The sequence below is a fragment of the Salinivibrio sp. VYel1 genome, assembly GCF_009377945.1.
GTDB lineage: Bacteria > Pseudomonadota > Gammaproteobacteria > Enterobacterales > Vibrionaceae > Salinivibrio > Salinivibrio siamensis.
In genome coordinates this window covers 1-24,436 of record NZ_RSAM01000007.1, presented here as the reverse complement: position 1 = coordinate 24,436, position 24,436 = coordinate 1, and the positions used below count along the sequence as shown (strand labels likewise).

At 49.2% G+C, this 24,436-nt stretch carries 40 protein-coding genes and 1 rRNA gene; 40 read left to right on the top strand and 1 reads right to left on the bottom strand.

The genetic code is table 11. The features are described 5' to 3' along the window. Positions 1 to 6 precede the first annotated feature (6 nt). On the bottom strand, positions 7 to 990 hold the full coding sequence (locus EHW58_RS08090; protein WP_152795984.1) for a hypothetical protein: 984 nt from the start codon (positions 988 to 990) through the stop codon (positions 7 to 9). Positions 991 to 1,116: 126 nt separating this feature from the next. Between EHW58_RS08090 and fkpA the strand changes: the two genes are divergently transcribed. The 40 genes from fkpA to EHW58_RS07890 form a co-directional block, all read left to right on the top strand. Next, positions 1,117 to 1,899: an FKBP-type peptidyl-prolyl cis-trans isomerase gene (gene fkpA, locus EHW58_RS08085; RefSeq protein WP_046074783.1), complete on the top strand. Its 783-nt coding sequence runs from the start codon at positions 1,117 to 1,119 to the stop codon at positions 1,897 to 1,899. Positions 1,900 to 2,058: 159 nt separating this feature from the next. Continuing rightward, positions 2,059 to 2,748: a transcriptional regulator gene (locus EHW58_RS08080; protein WP_152795982.1), complete on the top strand. Its 690-nt coding sequence runs from the start codon at positions 2,059 to 2,061 to the stop codon at positions 2,746 to 2,748. Next, complete coding sequence (tusD, locus tag EHW58_RS08075; RefSeq protein ID WP_152795843.1) at positions 2,745 to 3,137, top strand: sulfurtransferase complex subunit TusD; 393 nt, start codon at positions 2,745 to 2,747, stop codon at positions 3,135 to 3,137. Before EHW58_RS08080 ends, tusD begins: the two co-directional genes overlap by 4 nt. Before the next feature lie 7 nt (positions 3,138 to 3,144). Continuing rightward, the gene (tusC, locus tag EHW58_RS08070) at positions 3,145 to 3,501 is read left to right on the top strand and encodes a sulfurtransferase complex subunit TusC (RefSeq protein ID WP_077578270.1); all 357 of its coding nucleotides are present in this window, start codon (positions 3,145 to 3,147) and stop codon (positions 3,499 to 3,501) included. Between the two features lie 10 nt (positions 3,502 to 3,511). Further along, positions 3,512 to 3,802 (top strand): sulfurtransferase complex subunit TusB, encoded by a 291-nt coding sequence (gene tusB / locus EHW58_RS08065; RefSeq protein WP_158010016.1) that lies wholly within the window; start codon positions 3,512 to 3,514, stop codon positions 3,800 to 3,802. A 177-nt stretch (positions 3,803 to 3,979) separates the two neighbouring features. Further along, positions 3,980 to 4,354, top strand: a complete 375-nt coding sequence (gene rpsL, locus EHW58_RS08060; protein ID WP_025673238.1) for a 30S ribosomal protein S12 — start codon at positions 3,980 to 3,982, stop codon at positions 4,352 to 4,354. A gap of 97 nt (positions 4,355 to 4,451) precedes the next feature. Further along, complete coding sequence (gene rpsG, locus EHW58_RS08055; RefSeq protein WP_025673237.1) at positions 4,452 to 4,922, top strand: 30S ribosomal protein S7; 471 nt, start codon at positions 4,452 to 4,454, stop codon at positions 4,920 to 4,922. Between the two features lie 75 nt (positions 4,923 to 4,997). Beyond that, positions 4,998 to 7,094 carry an elongation factor G gene (gene fusA, locus EHW58_RS08050; RefSeq protein WP_370517841.1) on the top strand — a complete coding sequence of 699 codons (2,097 nt, stop codon included), beginning with the start codon at positions 4,998 to 5,000 and terminating at the stop codon, positions 7,092 to 7,094. Between the two features lie 100 nt (positions 7,095 to 7,194). Beyond that, positions 7,195 to 8,379: an elongation factor Tu gene (tuf, locus tag EHW58_RS08045; protein ID WP_046074789.1), complete on the top strand. Its 1,185-nt coding sequence runs from the start codon at positions 7,195 to 7,197 to the stop codon at positions 8,377 to 8,379. 187 nt (positions 8,380 to 8,566) lie between these two features. Beyond that, entirely contained in the window at positions 8,567 to 8,758 is a 192-nt protein-coding gene (bfd, locus tag EHW58_RS08040; RefSeq protein ID WP_046074828.1) for a bacterioferritin-associated ferredoxin, read from the top strand. Between the two features lie 73 nt (positions 8,759 to 8,831). Further along, positions 8,832 to 9,320, top strand: coding sequence for a bacterioferritin (bfr, locus tag EHW58_RS08035; protein ID WP_046074790.1), 489 nt, complete (start codon positions 8,832 to 8,834; stop codon positions 9,318 to 9,320). Between the two features lie 354 nt (positions 9,321 to 9,674). Continuing rightward, positions 9,675 to 9,986 (top strand): 30S ribosomal protein S10, encoded by a 312-nt coding sequence (gene rpsJ, locus EHW58_RS08030; protein ID WP_002541412.1) that lies wholly within the window; start codon positions 9,675 to 9,677, stop codon positions 9,984 to 9,986. Positions 9,987 to 9,999: 13 nt separating this feature from the next. Next, on the top strand, positions 10,000 to 10,629 hold the full coding sequence (rplC, locus tag EHW58_RS08025; RefSeq protein WP_046074791.1) for a 50S ribosomal protein L3: 630 nt from the start codon (positions 10,000 to 10,002) through the stop codon (positions 10,627 to 10,629). A 16-nt stretch (positions 10,630 to 10,645) separates the two neighbouring features. Beyond that, a complete protein-coding gene (gene rplD / locus EHW58_RS08020; RefSeq protein ID WP_046074792.1) occupies positions 10,646 to 11,248 on the top strand; it encodes a 50S ribosomal protein L4 in 603 nt (200 codons plus the stop codon). Next, positions 11,245 to 11,547 carry a 50S ribosomal protein L23 gene (gene rplW / locus EHW58_RS08015; RefSeq protein ID WP_021024465.1) on the top strand — a complete coding sequence of 101 codons (303 nt, stop codon included), beginning with the start codon at positions 11,245 to 11,247 and terminating at the stop codon, positions 11,545 to 11,547. The genes rplD and rplW overlap by 4 nt, the downstream gene beginning before the upstream one ends. Before the next feature lie 19 nt (positions 11,548 to 11,566). Next, positions 11,567 to 12,391 (top strand): 50S ribosomal protein L2, encoded by an 825-nt coding sequence (gene rplB / locus EHW58_RS08010; RefSeq protein WP_152795839.1) that lies wholly within the window; start codon positions 11,567 to 11,569, stop codon positions 12,389 to 12,391. A 20-nt stretch (positions 12,392 to 12,411) separates the two neighbouring features. Next, positions 12,412 to 12,690, top strand: a complete 279-nt coding sequence (gene rpsS / locus EHW58_RS08005; RefSeq protein WP_021024467.1) for a 30S ribosomal protein S19 — start codon at positions 12,412 to 12,414, stop codon at positions 12,688 to 12,690. Positions 12,691 to 12,700: 10 nt separating this feature from the next. After that, positions 12,701 to 13,033 carry a 50S ribosomal protein L22 gene (rplV, locus tag EHW58_RS08000; protein ID WP_046074794.1) on the top strand — a complete coding sequence of 111 codons (333 nt, stop codon included), beginning with the start codon at positions 12,701 to 12,703 and terminating at the stop codon, positions 13,031 to 13,033. 19 nt (positions 13,034 to 13,052) lie between these two features. After that, entirely contained in the window at positions 13,053 to 13,742 is a 690-nt protein-coding gene (rpsC, locus tag EHW58_RS07995) for a 30S ribosomal protein S3 (protein WP_046074795.1), read from the top strand. A gap of 11 nt (positions 13,743 to 13,753) precedes the next feature. Next, positions 13,754 to 14,164: a 50S ribosomal protein L16 gene (gene rplP / locus EHW58_RS07990; RefSeq protein WP_021024470.1), complete on the top strand. Its 411-nt coding sequence runs from the start codon at positions 13,754 to 13,756 to the stop codon at positions 14,162 to 14,164. Beyond that, a complete protein-coding gene (rpmC, locus tag EHW58_RS07985) occupies positions 14,164 to 14,355 on the top strand; it encodes a 50S ribosomal protein L29 (protein WP_046074796.1) in 192 nt (63 codons plus the stop codon). The genes rplP and rpmC overlap by 1 nt, the downstream gene beginning before the upstream one ends. Further along, positions 14,355 to 14,609 carry a 30S ribosomal protein S17 gene (gene rpsQ / locus EHW58_RS07980; protein ID WP_046074797.1) on the top strand — a complete coding sequence of 85 codons (255 nt, stop codon included), beginning with the start codon at positions 14,355 to 14,357 and terminating at the stop codon, positions 14,607 to 14,609. The genes rpmC and rpsQ overlap by 1 nt, the downstream gene beginning before the upstream one ends. Before the next feature lie 160 nt (positions 14,610 to 14,769). Then, positions 14,770 to 15,141: a 50S ribosomal protein L14 gene (gene rplN / locus EHW58_RS07975; protein ID WP_046074798.1), complete on the top strand. Its 372-nt coding sequence runs from the start codon at positions 14,770 to 14,772 to the stop codon at positions 15,139 to 15,141. A gap of 11 nt (positions 15,142 to 15,152) precedes the next feature. Then, the gene (gene rplX, locus EHW58_RS07970) at positions 15,153 to 15,467 is read left to right on the top strand and encodes a 50S ribosomal protein L24 (RefSeq protein ID WP_021024474.1); all 315 of its coding nucleotides are present in this window, start codon (positions 15,153 to 15,155) and stop codon (positions 15,465 to 15,467) included. Between the two features lie 15 nt (positions 15,468 to 15,482). Then, positions 15,483 to 16,022, top strand: coding sequence for a 50S ribosomal protein L5 (gene rplE, locus EHW58_RS07965; RefSeq protein WP_021024475.1), 540 nt, complete (start codon positions 15,483 to 15,485; stop codon positions 16,020 to 16,022). A 17-nt stretch (positions 16,023 to 16,039) separates the two neighbouring features. Continuing rightward, entirely contained in the window at positions 16,040 to 16,345 is a 306-nt protein-coding gene (gene rpsN / locus EHW58_RS07960) for a 30S ribosomal protein S14 (RefSeq protein ID WP_046074799.1), read from the top strand. A gap of 23 nt (positions 16,346 to 16,368) precedes the next feature. Beyond that, positions 16,369 to 16,761 carry a 30S ribosomal protein S8 gene (rpsH, locus tag EHW58_RS07955; protein ID WP_046074800.1) on the top strand — a complete coding sequence of 131 codons (393 nt, stop codon included), beginning with the start codon at positions 16,369 to 16,371 and terminating at the stop codon, positions 16,759 to 16,761. Positions 16,762 to 16,774: 13 nt separating this feature from the next. Further along, positions 16,775 to 17,308 (top strand): 50S ribosomal protein L6, encoded by a 534-nt coding sequence (gene rplF, locus EHW58_RS07950; protein WP_069362267.1) that lies wholly within the window; start codon positions 16,775 to 16,777, stop codon positions 17,306 to 17,308. A 9-nt stretch (positions 17,309 to 17,317) separates the two neighbouring features. Beyond that, positions 17,318 to 17,671 carry a 50S ribosomal protein L18 gene (rplR, locus tag EHW58_RS07945; protein ID WP_021024479.1) on the top strand — a complete coding sequence of 118 codons (354 nt, stop codon included), beginning with the start codon at positions 17,318 to 17,320 and terminating at the stop codon, positions 17,669 to 17,671. 12 nt (positions 17,672 to 17,683) lie between these two features. Next, positions 17,684 to 18,181 (top strand): 30S ribosomal protein S5, encoded by a 498-nt coding sequence (rpsE, locus tag EHW58_RS07940; protein WP_046074803.1) that lies wholly within the window; start codon positions 17,684 to 17,686, stop codon positions 18,179 to 18,181. A 6-nt stretch (positions 18,182 to 18,187) separates the two neighbouring features. After that, positions 18,188 to 18,367, top strand: a complete 180-nt coding sequence (gene rpmD, locus EHW58_RS07935) for a 50S ribosomal protein L30 (RefSeq protein ID WP_046074804.1) — start codon at positions 18,188 to 18,190, stop codon at positions 18,365 to 18,367. A gap of 4 nt (positions 18,368 to 18,371) precedes the next feature. Continuing rightward, positions 18,372 to 18,806 carry a 50S ribosomal protein L15 gene (gene rplO / locus EHW58_RS07930; protein ID WP_046074805.1) on the top strand — a complete coding sequence of 145 codons (435 nt, stop codon included), beginning with the start codon at positions 18,372 to 18,374 and terminating at the stop codon, positions 18,804 to 18,806. 23 nt (positions 18,807 to 18,829) lie between these two features. Beyond that, positions 18,830 to 20,155, top strand: coding sequence for a preprotein translocase subunit SecY (gene secY / locus EHW58_RS07925; protein ID WP_046074806.1), 1,326 nt, complete (start codon positions 18,830 to 18,832; stop codon positions 20,153 to 20,155). Between the two features lie 27 nt (positions 20,156 to 20,182). Next, the gene (gene rpmJ / locus EHW58_RS07920; protein ID WP_021024484.1) at positions 20,183 to 20,296 is read left to right on the top strand and encodes a 50S ribosomal protein L36; all 114 of its coding nucleotides are present in this window, start codon (positions 20,183 to 20,185) and stop codon (positions 20,294 to 20,296) included. Between the two features lie 146 nt (positions 20,297 to 20,442). Next, positions 20,443 to 20,799, top strand: a complete 357-nt coding sequence (gene rpsM, locus EHW58_RS07915) for a 30S ribosomal protein S13 (RefSeq protein WP_046074807.1) — start codon at positions 20,443 to 20,445, stop codon at positions 20,797 to 20,799. An 18-nt stretch (positions 20,800 to 20,817) separates the two neighbouring features. Further along, positions 20,818 to 21,207, top strand: coding sequence for a 30S ribosomal protein S11 (rpsK, locus tag EHW58_RS07910; protein ID WP_021024486.1), 390 nt, complete (start codon positions 20,818 to 20,820; stop codon positions 21,205 to 21,207). Between the two features lie 40 nt (positions 21,208 to 21,247). After that, positions 21,248 to 21,868, top strand: a complete 621-nt coding sequence (gene rpsD, locus EHW58_RS07905) for a 30S ribosomal protein S4 (protein ID WP_046074808.1) — start codon at positions 21,248 to 21,250, stop codon at positions 21,866 to 21,868. A 23-nt stretch (positions 21,869 to 21,891) separates the two neighbouring features. Continuing rightward, the gene (gene rpoA, locus EHW58_RS07900) at positions 21,892 to 22,881 is read left to right on the top strand and encodes a DNA-directed RNA polymerase subunit alpha (protein WP_046074809.1); all 990 of its coding nucleotides are present in this window, start codon (positions 21,892 to 21,894) and stop codon (positions 22,879 to 22,881) included. A 35-nt stretch (positions 22,882 to 22,916) separates the two neighbouring features. Next, complete coding sequence (gene rplQ, locus EHW58_RS07895; protein ID WP_046074810.1) at positions 22,917 to 23,303, top strand: 50S ribosomal protein L17; 387 nt, start codon at positions 22,917 to 22,919, stop codon at positions 23,301 to 23,303. A gap of 645 nt (positions 23,304 to 23,948) precedes the next feature. Continuing rightward, positions 23,949 to 24,436: ribosomal RNA gene (locus tag EHW58_RS07890) — 16S ribosomal RNA — on the top strand; the annotation flags it as partial.

Genomic DNA, 24,436 nt, shown 5'->3' with positions numbered 1-24,436 from the left:
CTCTCGCTATTGCGCGTCGGTTAACCAAGCTTGGGCGATACCGGCGGATGTCCCGGAAATCACTCGCCCGGTGGGGTCGATAGCCACATCATACACGACTGCGCTCGGCGGGCGAGTGTCTGGTTGTGCCAAGGCTTGCCAGCGGCCGATGTTTTCACCGCTTTGTACGTCCCATAACTCGACTCGCTGTGAAGGCGTGCCCGTCGCCAACTGACGGCCATCATCGGAAAAACGGGCACTGGCGTAAATGGCTTGGCGAGCGAAAATATCTAACTCACTCACCTTCTCGCCACTGGGTAAGGCCCAAATCACGGCGCGGTTGCCGCCATCAGAGACGAACGCGTATTGCCCGTCACGATGCAGGGCCACTTGCTTAACCCGTTGATCATAGGCGAAGTCGTTGATAATTTGTCCCGACTCGGTATCCCAAAAGTAGGCATGATGGTCATTACCGCCTGACAGGACGTAAGCACCATTGGGGGAAATCGCGACCGCATTGACTTTATCGCGATGCGCGAGGAACTCTAGGCGCCTCCCCGTGCCTAAGTCGATGAATAATGCTTTACCGCTAGACATGGCAAGCACCAGCTTTTCACCATTGTTGCTGATCGCAGCATCGCGAATGATGCCGTCAGAAATGGACCAAAGTCCCTGAGACTGGCTCCAAGCCAGATCCCAAACGGCAAAGTTTTGTGCCGTTGCGGTGATAGCGTAGCGTTTATTATCGGAAATATGGCTGACCACGACGGGGTTCGCATTGGGGTCTTGCGGCCCCAGCTCCGCCAACTGCTGATTGGTGACAAGGTCCCACAGCACAATATCGGTCTCGTCCGAGGCGAGTAGGGCAAATCGCCCGTCTCGACTCAGGCTAAAGCTGGTGGCGCCCTCAGGGTGGATTGACCAGCGCTGGGCTTCTTTGCCAGACTGCCAACAGCCGAACAGGGTGCTTAAAACAATAAAAATGCCAACAATGTGGCGGATTTTGGGCATCATACTTGAGTTCCAGTGTGTGCAGCCATATAACCACGAGTATATGGATAGAAACAGGCTTTCGCATGGTTGATGCGTCAGTAAATACAATACGAGGATTAATCCTTACCATCAACGGAGTACCCAATGAAATCAGTAATGAAGATGTCGCTACTCGCGGCAACCGTTGCCTTTGCCGTCGGCTGTCAGCAAGAAGACGCAAAAGTAGAGCAAACGAACCAAGCGGCTGAAAAAGCCGAAGCAGCGTTTGCGAACGAAGACGACAAAGCAGCCTACGCGATTGGCGCTTCTTTGGCACAATACCTCAACGCCAATTTGGAGCAGCAGGCCGAGATTGGTCTCGAGCTGGATAAAGAGGTGGTATTGCAAGGGGTGCAAGACGTCTTTCAAGGTGAGTCAAAGTTAACTGATGAGCAAGCACAAGCGGCACTGCAATCGCTTGATCAGCGTGTGACCAAGCTTGCGCAGCAACAAGCGAAAGAAAAGGCAGAAGCCGCCATCGCTGACGGTGAAAAATACCGCACTGAGTTCGCGCAAAAAGAAGGCGTAAAGGAAACTGACTCTGGGCTGTTGTACAAAGTCGATAGCATGGGTGATGGCGAGAAGCCATCAGCTGAAGACACCGTCGTGGTGCATTATAAAGGTACTCTGACTGACGGTACGCAATTTGATAGCTCGTACGAGCGTGGTGAACCTGCGACGTTCCCACTTAATCGTGTGATCCCAGGTTGGACTGAAGGGGTGCAGCTGATGCCTGTAGGCTCTAAGTTCACCTTTGTTGTGCCGCCAGAGTTGGCTTATGGCGACCAAGACACCGCATCGATCCCGGCTAACTCAACCTTAGTGTTTGATGTTGAATTACTTGAAATTAAAGACGATAGCAACAAAGAAGCGGCCAGCGAAGGCTAAATCACCCCGTCTTATCGTTTAGCATTTGCCCCGGCCTAGCCGGGGCTTTTTACATTTTTCAGCGTGAATTCTGTTAAACTGAGCGCAGAACAAAAAAGAGACATGGTCGAATAAGGATAGGCGTACGTGGTACCGACAGAGGGTTTTGGCGCGAACATTATGACGGAAAGTGAGCTCATTGAGCCCAATCCACTCAACCAACAAGACAGCATTATATTGCAGTCATATTCGGCTGTGGTTGATGGGCTAGCAGCCTTGATTGGTGAGCACTGTGAAATCGTGCTGCATGCATTAGACGATTTAAATAAGTCTGCAATAAAAATTGCCAATGGCGAGAACACCGGGCGCCAGGTAGGCTCGCCCATCACTGATTTAGCGTTGCGTATGCTACGTGATATCGAAGGGTCCGAGCGCAACTTTTCTCGCGCTTACTTTACGCGTGCGAAAAGTGGCACCTTGATGAAATCAATCACGGTGGCCATTCGCAATGGGGACAATCGCATCATTGGGCTGTTATGTATCAATATCAATTTAGATGCCCCTTTTTCTCAGGTACTGCAAGCCTTCATCCCCGACGACCAAGCTAAACAAGCGGCCTCATCGGTTAACTTTGCCAGTGATGTTGACGAGCTGGTGGATCAAACGGTCGAGCGTACCGTTGAAGAAGTGAACGCCGATAAAAGCGTGTCTAACAATACCAAAAACCGCCAGATAGTGATGGCGCTCTATGATAAAGGCATTTTTGATATCAAGGATGCCATTAATCGGGTCGCGGCTCGGCTGAATATCTCTAAACATACGGTGTACCTTTACGTCAGACAACGTAAAACCGAAGAGGCTGAGTCATGAGTTTGCAGTATGTGTTAGTGGTGACTGAGCCGGCTTATGGGTCACAGATGGCACGTACCGCGTATCAGTTTGCCTGTGCGGCGATTGAAGCAGGACATCAGGTCAGTAAGGTGTTCTTTTATCAAGACGGCGTGTTAAACGGCATGGCGACCACGGTGCCTGCCAACGATGAGTTTGATATGGTGACAGCATGGCAAACCCTCGCGCGAAATCATCAGGTGCAACTGGAAACGTGCGTGGCGGCGGCGCTGCGCCGTGGTGTGATCAGTGATCAGGAAGCGACACAACATGAGTTAGCGCAAAGCACCTTGGCCGCGGGGTTTTCACAAGCGGGGCTCGGAGCGCTAGCGGAAGCTTTATTGACCGCAGACCGCGTGATGCAGTTTTAAGGGGGATGTGATGCAAATAGGGTTTGTTTTTTCCTCGGCGCCTCACGGTCGCGCGAGTGGTCGAGAAGGGCTTGATGCGCTGCTTGCCGCGTCCGCCTTTTGTGACAACCTTGCGGTGTTTTTTATCGGCGACGGTGTCTTTCAATTACTTGAAGGGCAGCAACCGAGCCACATTTTGAGCCGCGACTATATTGCCAGTTTTAAAATGCTCCCTTTGTGTGATGTCGAAGCGATTTATGTCTGTCAGGCCTCGTTGACCGCACGAGGACTTGAGCAAGCCTCGACTGTGCTGCCAACTCAAGCGTTATCCGTCGAGCAAATCAAAACGCAGCTGTCAGGCTGCGATCGCATTTTACATTTTTAAGGAGAAGGCCGTGCTGCACCTGGTCAAACACTCACCATACAGCCGTCAAGCCTTGGCACAGTGCTTAGACTACGCGCCGTCAAACAGTGCGATTGTCTTGATCAGTGATGCCGTCGTCGCCGGGATGGCGGGGAGCGAGTGGGCAACCCGATTGTTTACCGAGACTCATGCTGTTTATTTGCTCAAAGATGATGTGGACGCACGAGGGCTAGGCGATACATTACATCCTCGTGCTGAGCTGATTGATATGCATCAATTGGTCGATTTGAGTGCTGAACATGTCACGCAAATGACATGGTAATCGGCTAGTCTTTGTCGCGTGTGAAAATCCCCCGCGTGCTGTTCGAAAAACAAACAATGCAAAGATCTCTGTATAAATCTTGACACCCCATACCCCGACGCCTAAAATTTCGCGTCCCTGTTGTATTGGGGCTAGATTTTTCACACTTATACGTTAAGTAATATCAGGAGCTATTTAATGGCAACTATTAACCAGCTGGTCCGCAAGCCACGCTTGAAGCAAGTTGCGAAAAGCAACGTGCCTGCGTTGGAAGCGTGTCCACAAAAACGTGGTGTATGTACTCGTGTTTACACCACTACTCCAAAGAAACCAAACTCTGCACTGCGTAAAGTATGCCGTGTACGTTTGACCAATGGCTTTGAAGTCACCTCTTACATTGGTGGTGAAGGCCACAACCTGCAAGAGCACAGTGTTGTGCTTATCCGCGGCGGTCGTGTTAAAGACTTGCCGGGTGTGCGTTACCACACTGTTCGTGGCGCACTAGACTGTGCAGGCGTTAACGGCCGTAAACAAGGTCGTTCTAAGTACGGTGTGAAGCGTCCTAAGTCTTAATGGATTCCGTTAAGTAAGGCCAAACACTCAAACAATTGAATTTTGAAAAAACTGAAAAGTTTTGGATAAAACCTGAAGAAGACAACGGAGATAATCCATGCCACGTCGTCGCGTAATTGGTCAGCGTAAAATTCTTCCAGATCCTAAGTTCGGATCAGAATTGCTGGCAAAATTTGTAAACATCCTGATGGTTGACGGTAAGAAGTCAACTGCTGAAAAAATCGTTTATGGTGCACTAGACATCATGGCTGAGCGTTCTGGTAAAGAGCACTTGGCTGTATTCGAACAAGCTCTTGAAAACGTACGCCCAGCGGTCGAGGTTAAATCTCGCCGTGTAGGTGGTTCAACTTACCAAGTGCCAGTAGAAGTACGTCCTGTACGTCGTAACGCACTGGCTATGCGTTGGTTGGTTGAAGCCGCTCGTAAGCGTGGTGAAAAATCTATGGCTCAGCGCCTAGCAAGCGAGATGCTAGACGCGTCAGAAAACAAAGGTACTGCTGTTAAGAAACGTGAAGACGTTCACCGTATGGCAGACGCGAACAAAGCGTTCGCACATTACCGCTGGTAATGCCTTCATGGCGTGTCCCATTCGGGGCACGCCAAACCCATTTTCTAAGGTTAACCTTAGCAAGAGGATACTATTGTGGCTCGTAAAACCCCTATCGAGCGCTACCGTAACATCGGTATTTGTGCTCACGTAGACGCCGGTAAAACCACGACTACCGAGCGGATCCTGTTCTACACAGGTCTGTCACACAAAATCGGTGAGGTACACGACGGCGCCGCTACCATGGACTGGATGTCGCAAGAGCAGGAGCGTGGTATCACCATCACCTCAGCCGCGACCACGACTTTCTGGGCCGGTTCTGATCAGCAGTTCAAACAACACCGCGTAAACATCATCGACACCCCTGGACACGTTGACTTCACTATCGAAGTTGAGCGTTCTTTGCGTGTGCTTGATGGTGCGGTAGTTGTATTCTGTGGTTCATCAGGTGTTGAGCCTCAGTCTGAGACCGTATGGCGTCAGGCTGACAAATACGAAGTACCGCGTATGGTATTCGTGAACAAGATGGACCGTGCGGGTGCCGATTACCTGCGCGTGGTTGATCAAATCAAAAACCGTCTTGGCGCACATCCTGTGCCAATTCACTTGAACATTGGTGCAGAAGACCAGTTCAAGGGCGTCATTGACCTGATCAAAATGAAAGCGATCAACTGGAACGAAGAAGACATGGGTATGACTTATACCTATGAAGAAATTCCAGACGATCTGAAAGAGCAAGCAGAAGAGTGGCACAACTACCTAGTTGAGTCTGCTGCTGAAGCCTCTGAAGAGCTGATGGACAAGTACCTTGAAGAAGGTGAGTTGTCTGAAGAAGAAATCAAGACAGCGCTGCGTCAGCGTACGCTTGATAACGAAATCGTACTGGCAACCTGTGGTTCTGCGTTTAAGAACAAAGGCGTTCAGGCCGTACTGGATGCGGTTATTGAATACTTGCCTTCACCGATTGACGTTAAGTCAATCAAAGGTGAAGACGAAGACGGTAACCCAATCGCACGTCACGCTGACGACAAAGAACCGTTTGCAGCATTGGCATTTAAAGTCGCGACTGACCCATTCGTGGGCACGCTGACCTTTATGCGTGTTTACTCAGGCGTGGTTAACTCTGGCGACACTGTATATAACTCAGTGAAGCAAAAGCGTGAGCGTTTGGGCCGTATCGTACAGATGCACTCAAACAAGCGTGAAGAGATCAAAGAAATCCGTGCCGGTGACATCGCTGCTGCGGTTGGTCTGAAAGACGTGACCACGGGTGACACCCTATGTTCAATGGATTCAAAAGTAATCCTAGAGCGCATGGAATTCCCAGATCCAGTTATCCAAATCGCGGTTGAGCCTAAGTCTAAAGCTGACCAAGAGAAAATGGGTATCGCGCTAGGTAAACTGGCGGCAGAAGATCCATCTTTCCGCGTTGAGTCTGACGAAGAGTCTGGCCAGACCCTGATTTCTGGTATGGGTGAGCTTCACCTAGACATCATCGTTGACCGTATGCGTCGCGAATTTAACGTTGAGTGTAACGTTGGTAAGCCTCAGGTAGCTTATCGCGAAACCATCCGTGGTAGCACCAAAGTTGAAGGTAAGTTCGTTAAGCAGTCTGGTGGTCGTGGTCAGTACGGTCACGTATGGCTGAAAATCGAACCATCAGAGCCAAACGAAGGCTTTGTCTTTGTTGACGAAATCGTTGGTGGTGTGGTTCCACGTGAATACATCAGCTCTGTTGCTAAAGGTATTGAAGAGCAGATGGCCAACGGTGTACTCGCTGGCTATCCGGTACTTGACGTTAAGGCAACCTTGTTCGATGGTTCTTATCACGATGTTGACTCTAACGAAATGGCGTTTAAGATCGCCGCATCAATGGCATTCAAGAAAGGTGCACACGACGCGCAGCCTGTTATGCTTGAGCCAATGATGAAGGTTGAAGTAACCACGCCAGAAGAGTGGATGGGTGACGTTGTTGGTGACTTGAACCGTCGTCGTGGCCTGATTGGTGGTATGGATGAAGGCCCAGCGGGTCTGAAGATCGTACGCGCCCAGGTTCCACTGTCTGAAATGTTCGGTTACGCTACTGACCTACGTAGTGCAACACAAGGCCGTGCATCTTACTCGATGGAGTTCAGCGAGTACGGTGAAGTGCCTAAGAACATCGCTGACGCCCTGATCGCAGAGCGTAGCTAATTATTTTGGTCCAGATGCCGACATCATGGTCGGCATCAAACACTGACTTCTGAGTTACTAGGCCAAGCCCGTTAACTCACAACTAGGAAGGAAGACGATCGTGTCTAAAGAAAAATTTGAACGTACGAAAACGCACGTTAACGTTGGTACTATCGGCCACGTTGACCATGGTAAAACTACGCTGACCGCAGCTATCTGTACTGTACTTGCAAAAGTACACGGCGGTGCTGCTCGTGACTTCGCGTCAATCGATAACGCACCAGAAGAGCGTGATCGTGGTATCACCATCGCAACGTCTCACGTTGAGTACGATACGCCAAACCGTCACTACGCACACGTTGATTGCCCAGGACACGCTGACTATGTGAAAAACATGATCACCGGTGCTGCGCAAATGGACGGTGGTATCCTGGTTGTAGCAGCAACTGATGGCCCAATGCCACAGACGCGTGAGCACATCCTACTAGGCCGTCAGGTTGGTATTCCAAACATCATCGTGTTCATGAACAAATGTGACATGGTTGATGACGAAGAGCTGCTTGAGCTGGTTGAAATGGAAGTACGTGAGCTACTTTCAGAGTACGACTTCCCAGGTGACGACTGCCCAGTAATCCAAGGTTCAGCGCTAGGTGCCCTGAACGGTGAAGAGCAGTGGGAGCAGAAGATCGTTGAGCTATCTGAAGCGCTGGATTCTTACATCCCAGAGCCAGAGCGTGCGATCGACAAGCCGTTCATTCTGCCAATCGAAGACGTATTCTCAATCCAAGGCCGTGGTACTGTAGTCACTGGTCGTGTTGAGCAAGGCATCATCACTGTAGGTGACGACGTTGAAATCGTGGGCATGAAAGACACCGCGAAGACCACGTGTACTGGTGTTGAGATGTTCCGTAAGCTTCTAGACGAAGGCCGTGCGGGTGAGAACGTTGGTGTTCTTCTGCGTGGTACTAAGCGTGACGAAGTAGAGCGTGGTCAAGTACTGGCGAAGCCTGGTTCAATCACTCCGCACACCAAGTTCGAGTCAGAAGTATACGTACTGGGCAAAGACGAAGGTGGCCGTCATACGCCGTTCTTCAAAGGCTATCGTCCACAGTTCTACTTCCGTACAACTGACGTAACCGGTACTATCGAGCTGCCAGAAGGCGTTGAGATGGTAATGCCTGGTGACAACATCAAGATGGTTGTTGAGCTGATCGCACCTATCGCGATGGACGAAGGTCTACGCTTCGCTATCCGTGAAGGTGGCCGTACTGTAGGCGCGGGTGTTGTTGCTAACATCATCGCTTAATTTGATAGACATCTTGTCTTATCAATCAAAGGGAGCGCATTTGCGCTCCCTTTTTGTTTGCGCTTTCTTTCGCGATAACTTGATATAAATGAGTTAGTCATCAATAACCAAGCGTTATATAAAAACCCTTTACCTTGAAAGCAATGCGAACTATTCTCGTTATAGTTAATGTTTTGAGATGACAGAGATGTTAGTTTGTATTTGCCACAGTGTGTCGGATAAGACCATTAAGCATTGGGTGCGTCAGCAAGGCGTCACCAGTATCCGTGAGTTACGCCAGCTGACCCCTCTGGGTTCGCAATGTGGTAAATGTGTCCGTCAAGCCAAAGAGGTAATATATGACGAGAGCCAACTGATCACGCTACAAAAAGCGAGTTAACCTGCAGTCAATATTTGACAGCCTCCTTATGGGTTCTACATTTGTTAAGTAGAACCCATAAGGAGGCTTTGCCATGAAAGGCGATCCAAAATCGATAGCGTTTCTCAACACGGTACTCGGCAATGAACTGATTGCGATTAATCAGTACTTTTTGCATGCGCGCATGCTTAAAGACTGGGGCTTAAAAGTCATCGCGGACAAAGAATATGAAGAGTCCATTGATGAGATGAAACATGCGGACAAGCTCATTGAGCGTATCTTGTTTTTAGAAGGGACGCCCAATTTGCAAGATTTAGGCAAGTTACGCATTGGTGAAGATACACAAGAAATTTTCGAGTGTGATTTGGCGCTAGAGATGCAAGCGCACGAAGACTTGAAAGAAGCGATTGCCTACACCGAAAGCATCCGTGATTTCGTGTCGCGCGATCTGTTCCAGTATATCCTCGATGATGAAGAAGAGCATATTGATTGGCTCGAAACCCAGTTGGGTCTGATTGATAAAGTGGGTATCGCCAACTACAACCAAGCACAGATAATCGAAGACGCCAGCGATAAAGCTTAAAACCGCGCTCAACGTCTCGAGGTAGATAAACGCACCCAGTCGGGTGCGTTTTTGTTTGGGCTTATTTTTTAACCAAGGCTTGCAAAGCTATCGCGCATCGGTATAATGCCCGGCACTGCTTAAGTCATTGCGACTTCCGACGCAGTTGTGAACCAATGAGCATCGAGGAATGGAACAGTAAACTGTTCGTTTAATGTATACTCCGCTTATGTTCGCAGTCATAGAATAATGGCTGACAATGTGCCTAATTTTGGCACTACGGTTTCACATAAATTAATCGGCATTCCCTCGTCTTAATGAGGTGGAATGGCGATATTGTTTGTGTAAATATTTTAGAATTTGGAGCTCTGTCTCATGCAGAACCAACGTATCCGTATCCGCCTTAAGGCGTTCGATCATCGTTTGATCGATCAGTCTACCGCGGAAATCGTTGAAACCGCTAAGCGCACTGGCGCACAGGTTAAGGGACCAATCCCTCTACCTACTCGTAAAGAGCGCTTCACCGTTCTTATTTCTCCGCACGTAAACAAAGACGCACGTGACCAGTACGAAATTCGTACTCACAAACGTCTGATCGACATCGTTGAGCCAACAGATAAAACTGTTGACGCTCTGATGCGTCTTGACCTTGCTGCGGGCGTTGATGTTCAAATCAGCCTGGGTTAAGGGGGAGTAGATAATGATTGGTCTAGTCGGTCGTAAAGTCGGTATGACTCGTATCTTCAACGAAGATGGCGTTTCTATCCCGGTAACCGTAGTTGAAGTTGAAGCTAACCGTGTTGCGCAGGTGCGTAAGCCTGACGTTGACGGTTATGCCGCAATTCAAATCACTACAGGCGAGAAGAAAGCAAGCCGTGTTAACAAGGCACAAGCTGGTCACTTTGCGAAAGCAGGTGTTGAAGCAGGCCGCGGTTTGTGGGAATTCCGTCTGGAAAATGGTGAAGAGTTCGAAGTTGGCGCTGAGCTAAATGTCGATCTTTTCTCTGAAATCAAAAAAGTAGACGTTACTGGCACGTCAAAAGGTAAGGGCTTCCAAGGTGGCGTTAAGCGTTGGAACTTCCGTACTCAAGACATGAGCCACGGTAACTCTTTGTCTCACCGTGCACCTGGTTCTATCGGACAATGTCAGAGCCCAGGTCGCGTATTCAAAGGCAAAAAAATGGCAGGTCACATGGGTGCTGAGCGTGTAACGACTCAAAACCTAGAGATCGTACGTGTTGACGCTGAGCGCAATCTGCTCCTTATTAAAGGTGCAGTCCCAGGTGCGACAGGTGGCAACGTGATCGTTAAACCAGCCGTTAAAGCGTAACGTCGAGGAGATAGTAATGGAATTGGTAGTCAAAGGCGCCGACGCGCTAACTGTTTCCGAAACTACCTTCGGGCGTGAATTCAACGAGTCCCTGGTTCACCAGGTAGTCGTTGCATACGCAGCTGGTGCCCGTCAAGGTACTCGCGCTCAGAAAACTCGTTCAGACGTGTCTGGTGGCGGTGCTAAGCCATGGCGTCAGAAGGGTACTGGTCGCGCCCGTGCAGGTACAATCCGCAGCCCAATCTGGCGCAGCGGTGGTGTCACTTTCGCAGCACGTCCTCAGGACCACGCTCAGAAAGTAAACAAAAAGATGTACCGTGGTGCTCTTAAGAGCATCCTGTCAGAGCTGGTTCGTCAAGAGCGTTTGATCGTTGTTGATAACTTCTCTGTTGAAGCACCAAAAACTAAAGAGCTTGTCGCTAAGCTGAAAGAGCTTGAGCTGAACGATGCTCTGATCGTCACTGCCGAAGTTGATGAGAACCTGTTCCTTGCGGCACGTAACCTTTATAAGGTTGACGTACGCGATACAGATACCATCGACCCAGTTAGCTTGATCGCTTTCGACAAAGTCGTGATGACTGCTGATGCAGTTAAACAAGTTGAGGAGATGCTGGCATGATCACTGAAGAGCGTATCCTAAAAGTTCTGCGTGCTCCGCACATCTCTGAAAAAGCGACGATGGCCGCTGAAAACAACAACACTGTTGTATTCAAAGTAGCCAAAGAAGCAACTAAAAAAGAGATCAAAGCGGCAGTTGAAAAACTGTTCGAAGTTGAAGTGAAGTCTGTTCGTACTCTTCTCGTTAAGGGTAAGACCAAACGTCAAGGTATGCGTGAAGGCCGTCGTAGCGACTGGAAAAAAGCGTATGTTGCCTTGAAAGAAGGTCAGGACATCGACTTCGTTGGCGGCGCTGAGTAAGACGGAGGAGTAAAAGCAAATGGCTATTATCAAATGTAAGCCGACTTCACCGGGTCGTCGTCACCTTGTTAAAGTGGTTAACCATGAACTGTACAAAGGTAAACCATATGCACCACTGCTAGAGAAAAACTCTAAGTCTGGTGGTCGCAATAACAACGGTCGAATCACAGTGCGTCACATCGGTGGTGGTCACAAGCATCATTACCGTGTAATTGACTTCAAACGTACTAAAGACGGTATCCCAGCGAAAGTTGAGCGTCTTGAGTATGATCCAAACCGTAGTGCAAACATTGCGCTTGTACTGTATACGGATGGTGAACGTCGTTACATTATCGCACCGAAAGGCCTAAAAGCCGGTGATCAGATTCAATCTGGTGCAGATGCAGCAATCAAGGTAGGTAACAGCCTGCCAATGCGTAACATCCCAGTGGGTTCTACTATCCACAACATCGAGTTGAAACCTGGTAAAGGTGCTCAGCTTGCTCGTTCTGCGGGTGCTTATGCACAGATCGTTGCTCGTGACGGCGCGTACGTCACACTTCGCCTGCGCAGCGGTGAAATGCGCAAGGTTCTTGCTGAAGGTCGTGCGACCCTTGGTGAAGTTGGTAATTCAGAGCACATGCTACGCGAACTGGGTAAAGCCGGTGCCGCGCGCTGGAAAGGCGCACGTCCAAGCGTACGTGGTGTTGCAATGAACCCGATTGACCACCCACACGGTGGTGGTGAAGGCCGTACCTCAGGTGGTCGTCATCCAGTATCACCTTGGGGTATGCCAACTAAAGGCTTCAAGACCCGTAAGAACAAACGTACCGACAAGTACATCGTACGTCGTCGTAACAAGTAATTATTATCAGAGGATAAGCCATGCCACGTTCTCTCAAGAAAGGTCCTTTTATTGACCTGCACTTGCTGAAGAAGGTAGAGAAAGCGGTGGAAAGCGGTGACAAGAAGCCTTTAAAGACTTGGTCCCGTCGTTCAATGATCATCCCACAGATGATCGGATTGACCATCGCTGTCCATAATGGTCGTCAGCACGTACCCGTTTTCGTTTCTGAAGAAATGATCGGTCACAAGCTGGGCGAGTTTGCACCAACACGTACTTATCGCGGCCATGCTGCTGATAAGAAAGCTAAGAAGCGTTAAGGGGTAAGAAATGGAAGCTATTGCTAAACATCGCTTTGCTCGTATCTCGCCTCAAAAAGCACGTTTGGTTGCGGATCAAGTGCGCGGTAAAGACGTAGCACAAGCACTGGAACTACTGACTTTCAGCAACAAAAAAGCTGCTGACCTGGTTAAGAAAGTGTTGGAATCTGCTATTGCAAACGCCGAGCATAACGAAGGTGCGGATATCGACGATCTAAGCGTCGCCAAAGTCTTCGTTGATGAAGGCCCAATCATGAAGCGTATTATGCCTCGTGCAAAAGGCCGTGCCGATCGCATCTTGAAGCGTTCTAGCCACATCACTGTTGTTGTAGCAGACCGCTAAGAGACGAGGAGATAAAGCAATGGGTCAAAAAGTACATCCTAATGGTATTCGTCTTGGCATTGTTAAGCCTTGGAATTCCACTTGGTTTGCTAATAACCAAGATTTCGCTGACAACCTAGACGGCGACTTTAAGGTACGTCAGTTCTTGAACAATGAACTGAAAAAAGCGTCAGTCTCTCGCATCGTTATCGAGCGTCCTGCTAAGAGTGTTCGTGTGACTATTCACACTGCACGTCCTGGTGTGGTTATCGGTAAGAAAGGTGAAGATGTTGAGAAGCTGCGCGCTCACGTTGCAAAACTAGCCGGTGTACCAGCGCAAATCAACATCGCTGAAGTACGTAAGCCTGAGCTAGATGCGCAACTTGTTGGCGACAGCATCGCATCACAGCTAGAGCGCCGTGTTATGTTCCGTCGTGCGATGAAGCGCGCGGTACAAAACGCTATGCGCCTAGGTGCCAAAGGTATCAAAGTAGAAGTAAGCGGCCGTCTTGGCGGCGCTGAAATCGCTCGTACCGAGTGGTACCGTGAAGGCCGTGTGCCACTGCACACCCTTCGTGCTGACATTGATTACGCAACTTCTTCTGCTCACACCCAGTACGGTGTAATCGGCATTAAAACCTGGATCTTCAAAGGTGAGATCCTAGGTGGAATGGCTGAAGTTGAGCAAAAGGCTGACAAGCCGAAGAAGCAGCGTAAAGGCCGTAAGTAAGGAGTCTATCGATGCTTCAACCAAAACGTACTAAGTTCCGCAAGACTTTTAAAGGTCGTAACCGCGGTCTGGCGCACGGTACTGACGTAAGCTTCGGTACCTATGGCCTGAAAGCTGTTGGTCGCGGTCGTATCACTGCGCGTCAAATTGAGGCGGCTCGTCGTGCGATGACTCGTCACATTAAACGTCAAGGCCAAATCTGGATTCGTGTCTTCCCTGACAAACCAATTACTGGTAAGCCGTTGGAAGTTCGTATGGGTAAGGGTAAAGGTTCAGTAGATTACTGGGTTGCCCAAATCCAACCAGGCAAGGTCCTGTACGAAATGGATGGTGTTCCTGAATCACTGGCTCGCGAAGCGTTTGAATTAGCTTCACGTAAGCTACCGATCAAAACCACTTTCGTAACTAAGGCGGTGATGTGATGAAAGCACAAGAACTACGTGAAAAGACTGCTGAGCAGCTGAACGAAGAGCTAATGGGTCTGCTACGTGAGCAGTTTAACCTGCGCATGCAAGCGGCTACTGGCCAACTTCAGCAAACTCACACTCTTAAAGCTGTTCGTCGCGATATCGCACGTGTAAAAACCGTACTGACTGAGAAGGCTAACGCATAATGAGCGAGAACATCCGCACTCAGCAAGGTCGCGTTATCAGCGACAAAGGCGATAAAACTATCGTCGTTGCTATCGAGCGTTTTGTGAAACACCCAATCTACGGTAAGTACATTAAGCGCACGAGTAAGCTACATGTACACGATGAATCAAACCAGTGTAACCAAGGTGACACTGTCGAGGTTCGTGAGTGTCGTCCAATCTCTAAGCAAAAGTCTTGGACATTGGTTCGCGTTGTTGAAAAATCACGCATCTAAGCGATTTTTCATACAATAATAAGTCAAACGGCTCTCATTTGGGGGGCCGTTTATTTTTTATCTACCCATCTGGTCAAAATAGTGTTATTATTCGCCGCCCTTGTAAAAAGGCAGCCCGACCCGAGATGGGTCTAGATGTAATAACAGCGGAGCACTAACAATGATCCAAATGCAAAGTATGCTGGACGCAGCCGACAACTCCGGCGCTCGCAGTGTAATGTGTATTAAGGTTCTGGGTGGCTCTCACCGTCGTTACGCCCACGTTGGCGACATCATCAAAGTTACCGTTAAGGATTCAATCCCACGCGGTAAAGTGAAAAAAGGTGATGTGCTTAAGGCGGTGGTAGTTCGCACCCGTAAAGGCGTACGTCGTCCAGACGGCTCTGTCATTCGCTTCGACCGCAATGCTTGCGTGTTGTTGAACAACACTAACGAGCAACTAGTCGGCACACGTATCTTTGGCCCTGTGACACGCGAACTTCGTACTGAGAAGTTCATGAAAATTGTGTCTCTGGCGCCTGAAGTTCTGTAAGGAGCGATCTCATGGCAGCTAAAATCCGTCGTAACGACGAAGTTATCGTTCTTGCCGGTAAAGACAAAGGCAAGAAAGGTAAAGTATCTAAGGTTCTACCGACCGGTAAAGTTATCGTTGAAGGTATTAACCTCGTGAAGAAACACCAGAAGCCGGTTCCGGCTCTGGGCACTCAAGGTGGCATCGTTGAACAAGAAGCCGCTATTGACGTTTCAAACGTGGCTATCTTTAACGCAGCGGCTGGTAAAGGTGACCGTGTAGGCTTCCGATTTGAAGACGGCAAAAAAGTGCGTTTCTTCAAGTCGAATGGCGAAACTATTAAGTAATTCTGGAGTAGTACAATGGCGAAACTGCATGATTACTACAAAGAGACAGTTGTAGCTGAGCTATCTAAGCAATTTGGTTACAAAAGCATCATGCAAGTCCCAGGGATCGAAAAGATCACCCTTAACATGGGTGTGGGCGAAGCTCTGAACGACAAGAAACTGCTTGAAAATGCAGCTGCTGATATGACCGCAATTTCTGGTCAAAAGCCGCTGATTACTAAAGCACGTAAATCAGTCGCAGGCTTCAAGATCCGTGAGGGCTACCCAATTGGTTGTAAAGTAACCCTACGTGGCGAGCGTATGTGGGACTTCTTTGAGCGTTTGATCGCTATCGCAGTTCCTCGTATCCGTGACTTCCGTGGTCTGAACCCGAAAGCGTTCGACGGTCGCGGTAACTACAGCATGGGCGTTCGCGAGCAAATCATCTTCCCTGAGATTGACTACGACAAAGTCGATCGTATCCGTGGTCTTGATATTACTATCACTACCACCGCAGGTACAGATGAGGAAGGTCGAGCTCTGCTGGCTGCCTTTAACTTCCCATTCCGTAAGTAAGGTGAAGGGTTACTGTTATGGCTAAAAAATCGATGAAAGCACGTGACGTAAAACGTGCGAAGCTCGCAGCCCGTTATGCTGAAAAGCGTGACAACCTGCGTGCGACCATTAAGAATGTCAACACGTCAGACGAAGAGCGTTGGGACGCCGTCCTGAAGCTTCAGTCGCTACCACGTGATTCTGCGAAGTCTCGTCAGCGTAACCGCTGTAACCAGACTGGTCGTCCACATGGCTACCTACGCAAATTCGGCCTAAGCCGAATCAAGGTTCGTGAAGCTTGCATGAAAGGCGAGATTCCGGGTCTGCGTAAGGCAAGCTGGTAATTGAATCACGGGAGTAAAGACTTATGAGCATGCAAGATCCGATCTCGGATATGCTGACCCGCCTACGCAACGGTCAGGCAGCAAAGAAAGTTGCTGTTAAAATGCCTTCGTCAAAGCTAAAAGTGGCAATTGCTGAGCTACTAAAAGCAGAAGGTTACGTGGCTGACGTCGCAGTAAATAGCGACGCGAAGCCTGAACTGGAAGTGACGTTGAAATACTTCGAATCTAAACCAGTTATCGAGCAAATCCAACGTGTTAGCCGTCCAGGCCTGCGCATCTACAAAAAGAAAGATGAGTTGCCTTCAGTGATGGGTGGCCTTGGTATTGCTGTTGTATCAACTTCGAAAGGTTTGATGACCGATCGCGCAGCTCGCAAAGCGGGTCTGGGCGGTGAAATCATCTGCTACGTAGCTTAATAAGGAGTAGGAAATGTCTCGTGTTGCAAAAGCACCTGTCGTAGTTCCTGCCGGCGTAGAGGTGAAACTTAACGGTCAGGAAATCACTGTAAAAGGAAGCAAAGGCGAACTAAGCCGCACGCTTCACGATATGGTGTCAGTAAACCAAGAAGAGAACACCATTACCTTCGCACCAAGTGTGGAGCACGCTAAAGCATGGGCACATGCTGGTACCGCGCGCGCACTGGTTAACAGCATGGTTGTTGGTGTGACAGAAGGCTTTACCAAGAAACTGATCCTGAAAGGTGTTGGTTACCGTGCAAACGTTGCAGGTAATAAACTTAACCTGACACTTGGTTTCTCTCACCCGGTTGAGCACGCTCTGCCAGAGGGTGTTAAGGCAGAATGTCCAAGCCAAACTGAAATTGTTATCAGCGGCGCTGATAAACAAGCGGTTGGCCAGGTGGCTGCCGATATCCGCGCATACCGCAAGCCAGAGCCTTACAAAGGCAAAGGCGTTCGTTACTCTGACGAAGCTGTGCGTACCAAAGAAGCTAAGAAGAAGTAAGGTAACACTATGGATAAGAAAGCATCTCGTATCCGTCGTGCGACCAAAGCACGACGCAAGATCGCGGAAATGGGTGCGACTCGCCTGGTGGTACACCGTACTCCACGTCATGTGTACGCACAGGTTATCGCTGGTAACGGCGCGGAAGTTATCGCCGCCGCTTCTACCGTAGAAAAAGCGATCCGTGAGCAAGTGAAGAGCACCGGTAACAAAGACGCCGCTGCAGCCGTGGGTAAGATCATTGCTGAGCGAGCGAAGGAAAAAGGCATCGAAGCCGTTGCTTTTGACCGTTCCGGTTTCCAATACCACGGCCGTGTGGCTGCACTGGCAGATGCTGCCCGTGAAGCTGGTCTGAAATTCTAAGGTAGGTGGAAGATGGCTAACGATAAACAACAAAGTGATTTGCATGAGAAGCTGATCGCTGTAAACCGTGTATCTAAAACGGTTAAAGGTGGTCGCATCTTTACCTTCACTGCCCTGACTGTGGTAGGTGATGGTAACGGTCGCGTCGGTTTCGGTTACGGTAAAGCCCGTGAAGTACCTGCTGCGATCCAAAAATCAATGGAAAAGGCGCGTCGTAACATGATTACTATCGCGCTGAAAGACGGTACTCTGCACCACGCTGTTAAAGGCCGCCACACTGGTTCAAAAGTGTACATGCAGCCAGCATCAGAAGGTACAGGTATCATCGCCGGTGGTGCGATGCGTGCCGTGCTTGAAGTAGCAGGCGTTCAAGACGTTCTGGCGAAAGCATACGGTTCGACCAACCCAATCAACATCGTTCGTGCAACGATTGATGGTCTGGGTGGTACGAAGTCTCCAGAGATGGTAGCTGCGAAACGTGGCATGCCTGTCAACGAAATTCTGGGGTAATACGACATGGCTAAGACAATTAAAGTAACTCAGACTCGTAGCGCTATCGGCCGCTTGCCGAAGCACAAAGCGACCCTGCGTGGCTTGGGCCTACGTCGCATCAACCACACTGTTGAACTTGAAGATACACCGTGCGTGCGCGGTATGATCAACAAAGTCAACTACATGGTTAAAGTGGAGGAGTAATCACATGCGTTTGAATACTCTATCTCCGGCTGCAGGCTCAAAGCCTTCTGCGAAGCGTGTAGGCCGTGGTATTGGTTCAGGCCTGGGTAAAACCGGTGGCCGTGGTCACAAAGGTCAGAAATCACGTTCAGGTGGTTCAGTACGCCCAGGTTTCGAAGGCGGTCAAATGCCTTTGAAACAGCGTCTGCCAAAATTCGGTTTTACTTCGCGTAAAGGCCTCACTTCTGCTGAAGTTCGTCTCGGCGAGCTGGCAAAAGTTGAAGGTGACGTGGTAAGCCTTGAAACACTGAAAGCAGCGAATGTTATCGCACAAGACACTCGTACGGCGAAAATCGTACTGTCTGGCGAAATCGCTCGCTCAGTGACCGTGAAAGGTGTTCGTGTCACTAAAGGCGCTAAAGCGGCAATCGAAGCTGCAGGCGGTAAAATCGAGGAATAATTTAGCTCGAGGACGAGGTACAGATGGCAAAACAACCAGGACAAAACTTCAGTAGTGCAAAAGGCGGAGTCGCGGAGCTAAAAAGCCGCCTACTTTTTGTAGCAATGGCATTATTGGTATTCCGTGCCGGCTCTTTTGTGCCAATTCCTGGTATTGACGCTGCTGTACTTGCCGATCTGTTCGAACAGCAACAAGGGACCATCATTGACTTGGTTAACATGTTCTCTGGTGGTGCCCTTGAGCGTGCTTCGATACTGGCACTGGGCATTATGCCGTATATTTCGGCGTCGATTATTGTTCAGTTATTGTCAGTGGTTCACCCCGCATTAGCGGAGTTGAAAAAAGAGGGCGAATCTGGCCGTCGTAAGATCAGTCAGTATACCCGCTACGGCACGCTGGTGTTGGCAACTTTCCAAGCAATTGGAATCGCGACTGGGTTACCGAGTATGATGCCAGGTCTGGTGATTAATCCAGGTCCTGCGTTTTACTTTACTGCGGTTGTCAGTTTGGTCACAGGTACCATGTTCTTAATGTGGTTAGGTGAGCAAATTACGGAACGTGGTATAGGTAACGGTATCTCGCTGATCATTTTCACCGGGATTGTCGCGGGTCTGCCACCCGCAATTGGACAGACAATAGAGCAAGCGCGTCAAGGCGACATGTCTCCGCTTCTCTTGCTAGGTATCGCAGTGATCGTATTGGCGGTCGTCTACTTTGTGGTCTTTATGGAACGTGGTCAACGTCGTATCGTCGTTAACTACGCCAAGCGGCAACAAGGTCGCCGTGTCTTTGCAGCGCAAAGCACGCACCTGCCACTTAAGATCAACATGGCAGGCGTTATTCCTGCGATTTTTGCATCAAGTATTATTTTGTTCCCTGGCACGCTTGCTAACTGGTTTGGTAAGGGTGATCAAACAAGCTGGCTAACCGATGTGTCATTGGCACTGAGTCCGGGGCAACCAGCGTACGTAATACTTTATGCGGCAGCGATTATCTTCTTCTGCTTTTTCTATACAGCGTTGGTGTTTAACCCGCGAGAAACAGCAGATAATTTGAAGAAGTCAGGAGCGTTCGTACCTGGTATTCGCCCGGGTGAGCAGACTGCTAAATACATTGATAAAGTAATGACACGGTTAACCCTCGCAGGTGCCATGTATATTACCTTTATCTGTCTGATCCCCGAGTTCATGATGATTGCGTGGGATGTCCACTTCTACTTTGGTGGTACATCACTACTCATCGTAGTAGTCGTAATCATGGACTTTATGGCTCAAGTTCAGACTCATTTGATGTCTCAACAATATGAGTCCGTGTTGAAAAAAGCCAACCTCAAAGGCTACGGCCGCTAATAGGTTGTCTATTTACGGAGTTTAGCAATGAAAGTTCGTGCTTCCGTTAAGAAAATCTGCCGTAACTGTAAAGTGATCAAGCGTAACGGTACCGTTCGTGTGATCTGCAGTGAGCCAAAGCACAAGCAGCGCCAAGGCTAATAGCAGAATATTTTTCTTGCAAAATGAGGTCAGGCTGGCTACATTAGCCAGCCCACCTTTTGTATGTGCAAAAGAAGTGGTTATGCCGCTGCGTATCCTCGACGGGCTCTGCAGCGGCTCTACTTGAAAAGTACTAGGAGTGAATAGTGGCCCGTATAGCAGGCATTAACATTCCTGATCAAAAGCATGCTGTTATCGCATTGACTGCGATTTACGGCGTCGGCAAAACCACCTCTCAAGCTATTTTAGCTGATGCAGGTATTGCTGAAAGCACTAAGATCAGTGAACTATCAGAAGAACAGATCGACCAATTGCGTGACGGTGTCGCTAAGTACACCGTAGAAGGCGATCTACGTCGTGAAATTTCCATGAACATCAAGCGTCTTATGGACCTTGGTTGTAACCGCGGTATTCGTCATCGTCGCAGCTTGCCACTACGTGGTCAGCGTACGAAGACCAATGCTCGTACCCGTAAGGGTCCGCGCAAGCCGATCAAGAAATAATCGGGGTAGATAAGTACTATGGCTAAACAAGCAACTCGTGCACGCAAACGCGTACGCAAGCAAGTCGCTGATGGCGTCGCGCACATTCATGCGTCTTTCAATAACACAATCGTGACGATTTCTGACCGTCAAGGCAACGCTCTGGCATGGGCGACCGCCGGTGGTTCAGGTTTCCGTGGCTCTCGTAAGTCAACTCCATACGCTGCTCAGGTTGCTGCAGAGCGTTGTGGTGAAATGGCAAAAGAGTACGGCCTGAAAAACCTCGAAGTGATGGTTAAAGGTCCAGGTCCAGGTCGCGAGTCTACTATTCGTGCCTTGAACGCAGCGGGCTTCCGCATCACTAACATTGTTGATGCGACGCCAATCCCGCATAACGGTTGTCGTCCACCTAAGAAACGCCGCGTTTAATACGCACTAGCGCTGTTTCTTAGAATATTGGAGAAAGATCATGGCAAGATATTTGGGTCCTAAGCTGAAGCTTAGCCGTCGCGAAGGCACTGACTTATTCCTTAAGTCAGGCGTACGCGCGATTGATACCAAGTGTAAAATCGATAACGTCCCAGGCGTTCACGGTCAGCGTCGCGGCCGTCTGTCTGACTATGGCGTTCAGCTTCGCGAGAAGCAAAAAGTACGTCGTATGTACGGCGTAATGGAAAAGCAGTTCCGTAACTACTACAAAGACGCTGCCCGCATCAAGGGTAATACAGGTGAGAACCTGCTTCAGCTTCTTGAAGGTCGCCTAGACAACGTAGTTTACCGCATGGGCTTTGGCGCAACTCGCGCTGAATCACGTCAGCTGGTAAGCCACAAAGCGATCCTAGTTAACGGCAAAGTAGTTAACGTACCTTCTTTCAAGGTTTCGGCAAACGACGTGATTAGCATTCGCGAGAAAGCTAAGAACCAGGCGCGTATCAAAGCAGCTCTAGAAGTTGCCGCTCAACGCGAACTGCCAACTTGGATCGAAGTAGACAGCAAGAAGATGGAAGGCACATTCAAGCGCCTACCAGAGCGTTCTGATTTGTCTGCTGACATCAACGAACACCTGATCGTCGAGCTTTACTCTAAGTAAAGCTGAACTAAAGAGAGGACATAATGCAGGGTTCTGTAACAGAATTTCTTAAGCCGCGTCTAGTTGATATTGAACAAGTTAGCTCGACGCACGCAAAAGTAACTCTTGAACCCCTAGAGCGTGGTTTTGGCCATACTCTGGGGAATGCGCTACGTCGTATCCTACTTTCATCTATGCCAGGCTGTGCGGTGACGGAAGTTGAAATTGACGGCGTATTGCACGAGTACAGCACCAAAGAAGGGGTTCAGGAAGATATCCTGGAAATCCTACTTAACCTTAAAGGCCTAGCCGTTAAGGTTGAGGGTAAAGATGAAGTTATCCTTACTCTGACCAAGTCTGGTGCAGGCCCTGTTGTTGCAGGCGACATCACCCATGATGGTGGTGTTGAGATTGCGAACCCAGAACACGTTATCTGCCACCTGACTGATGCAAGCGCTGAAATTAGCATGCGTATCAAGGTAGAACGTGGTCGTGGCTATGTACCAGCGTCTGCGCGTATCGATAGCGAAGACGACGAGCGTCCAATCGGTCGCCTACTTGTTGACGCAACGTTCAGCCCAGTAGATCGCATTGCTTACAAAGTGGAAGCAGCGCGTGTCGAACAGCGTACTGACCTCGACAAGCTGGTCATCGATATGGAAACTAACGGTACACTGGATCCTGAGGAAGCGATTCGCCGTGCGGCAACCATCCTAGCAGAACAGCTAGATGCGTTTGTTGACCTGCGCGATGTACGTGTCCCTGAGGAGAAAGAAGAGAAGCCAGAGTTCGATCCGATCCTACTGCGTCCTGTAGACGATCTTGAACTAACTGTTCGCTCTGCTAACTGTTTGAAAGCAGAAGCGATTCACTATATCGGTGATCTGGTACAGCGTACCGAGGTTGAGCTTCTGAAAACGCCAAACCTTGGTAAGAAGTCTTTGACTGAAATTAAAGACGTGCTGGCATCACGTGGTCTGTCTCTAGGTATGCGCCTAGAAAACTGGCCGCCAGCATCTATTGCTGAAGATTAATCAGAGACTGATTATTTAGTTAGAAGGATTAGGTCATGCGCCATCGTAAGAGTGGTCGTCAACTCAATCGCAACAGCAGCCATCGTAAAGCGATGTTCAGCAACATGGCTAGCTCGCTGGTAACTCACGAAGTTATCAAAACAACTTTGCCGAAGGCAAAAGAGCTGCGTCGCGTCATTGAACCGTTGATTACCTTAGCTAAAAACGACAGTGTTGCTAACCGTCGTGTAGCATTCGCTCGTACTCGTAACGACGAAGTCGTAGCGAAACTGTTTAATGAACTCGGCCCACGTTTTGCTTCACGTGCTGGCGGTTACACTCGCATTCTGAAATGCGGTGTTCGCTCCGGTGATAAAGCCCCAATGGCTTACATCGAGCTTGTTGATCGCCCAGAGCAAGACGCTGAGCAAGCTGCAGAATAAGTTTTATTACTTATAAGCAGCACCCAGAAAAGCCAGGCAACTCGCCTGGCTTTTTCTTTATCTAGCCTAGGCTTGTATAGAGCAAAATACCTGATAGGTTTTCGATGTTTGTCTCCTTTCATACAAGAGGTCGGGGTACAAAGAATAAAATTTGCATCATAAATGACAATTTTTAATGCTTAGGAAGCAAAACGAGGTTTAGTTGACCAAAAAAGGCGATATCGGACAAAAATAGACCGCTTAGTAAAAAACAAACAATTAATGATTGACGGATGTCACAAACGCTTTAGAATGCCGCCCTACTTAACGCAGATAGCGCGTTAGGGGAGTCAAAAAGAGGTTTTATTTCACCCGGCGGGTTGAAAATAAAAGATAAAATTTCTTCTTGACTTTAACGGCAAGGCGCGTAAGATACGCAGCCCTGACCAAGCGAAGCGCAGCTTCGCATCGTCAACGCTCTTTAACAATTTGACCTATGCAATCTGTGTGGGCACTCGTTGAGAATAGACAAAAAGATTTATTCGATGAACTGAGTGACCAAACGACAACTTTTACAGTTGTTCGGCACAGTCAATTCGTTTTTCTCTTCGGAGAGAAACAGTAATCAGTATTCATTGAGCTGAAACTTCGGTTTCGAAAAAACTTAAATTGAAGAGTTTGATCATGGCTCAGATTGAACGCTGGCGGCAGGCCTAACACATGCAAGTCGAGCGGAAACGGCAGTATTGAAGCTTCGGTGGATTTACTGGACGTCGAGCGGCGGACGGGTGAGTAACGGCTGGGAACCTGCCCTGACGAGGGGGATAACCGTTGGAAACGACGGCTAATACCGCATAATGTCTACGGACCAAAGGTGGCCTCTACATGTAAGCTATCGCGTTGGGATGGGCCCAGTTAGGATTAGCTAGTTGGTAAGGTAATGGCTTACCAAGGCGACGATCCTTAGCTGGTTTGAGAGGATGATCAGCCACACTGGGACTGAGACACGGCCCAGACTCCTACGGGAGGCAGCAGTGGGGAATATTGCACAATGGGGGAGACCCTGATGCAGCCATGCCGCGTGTGTGAAGAAGGCCTTCGGGTTGTAAAGCACTTTCAGCAGTGAGGAAGGTGGTGTACTTAATAAGTGCATG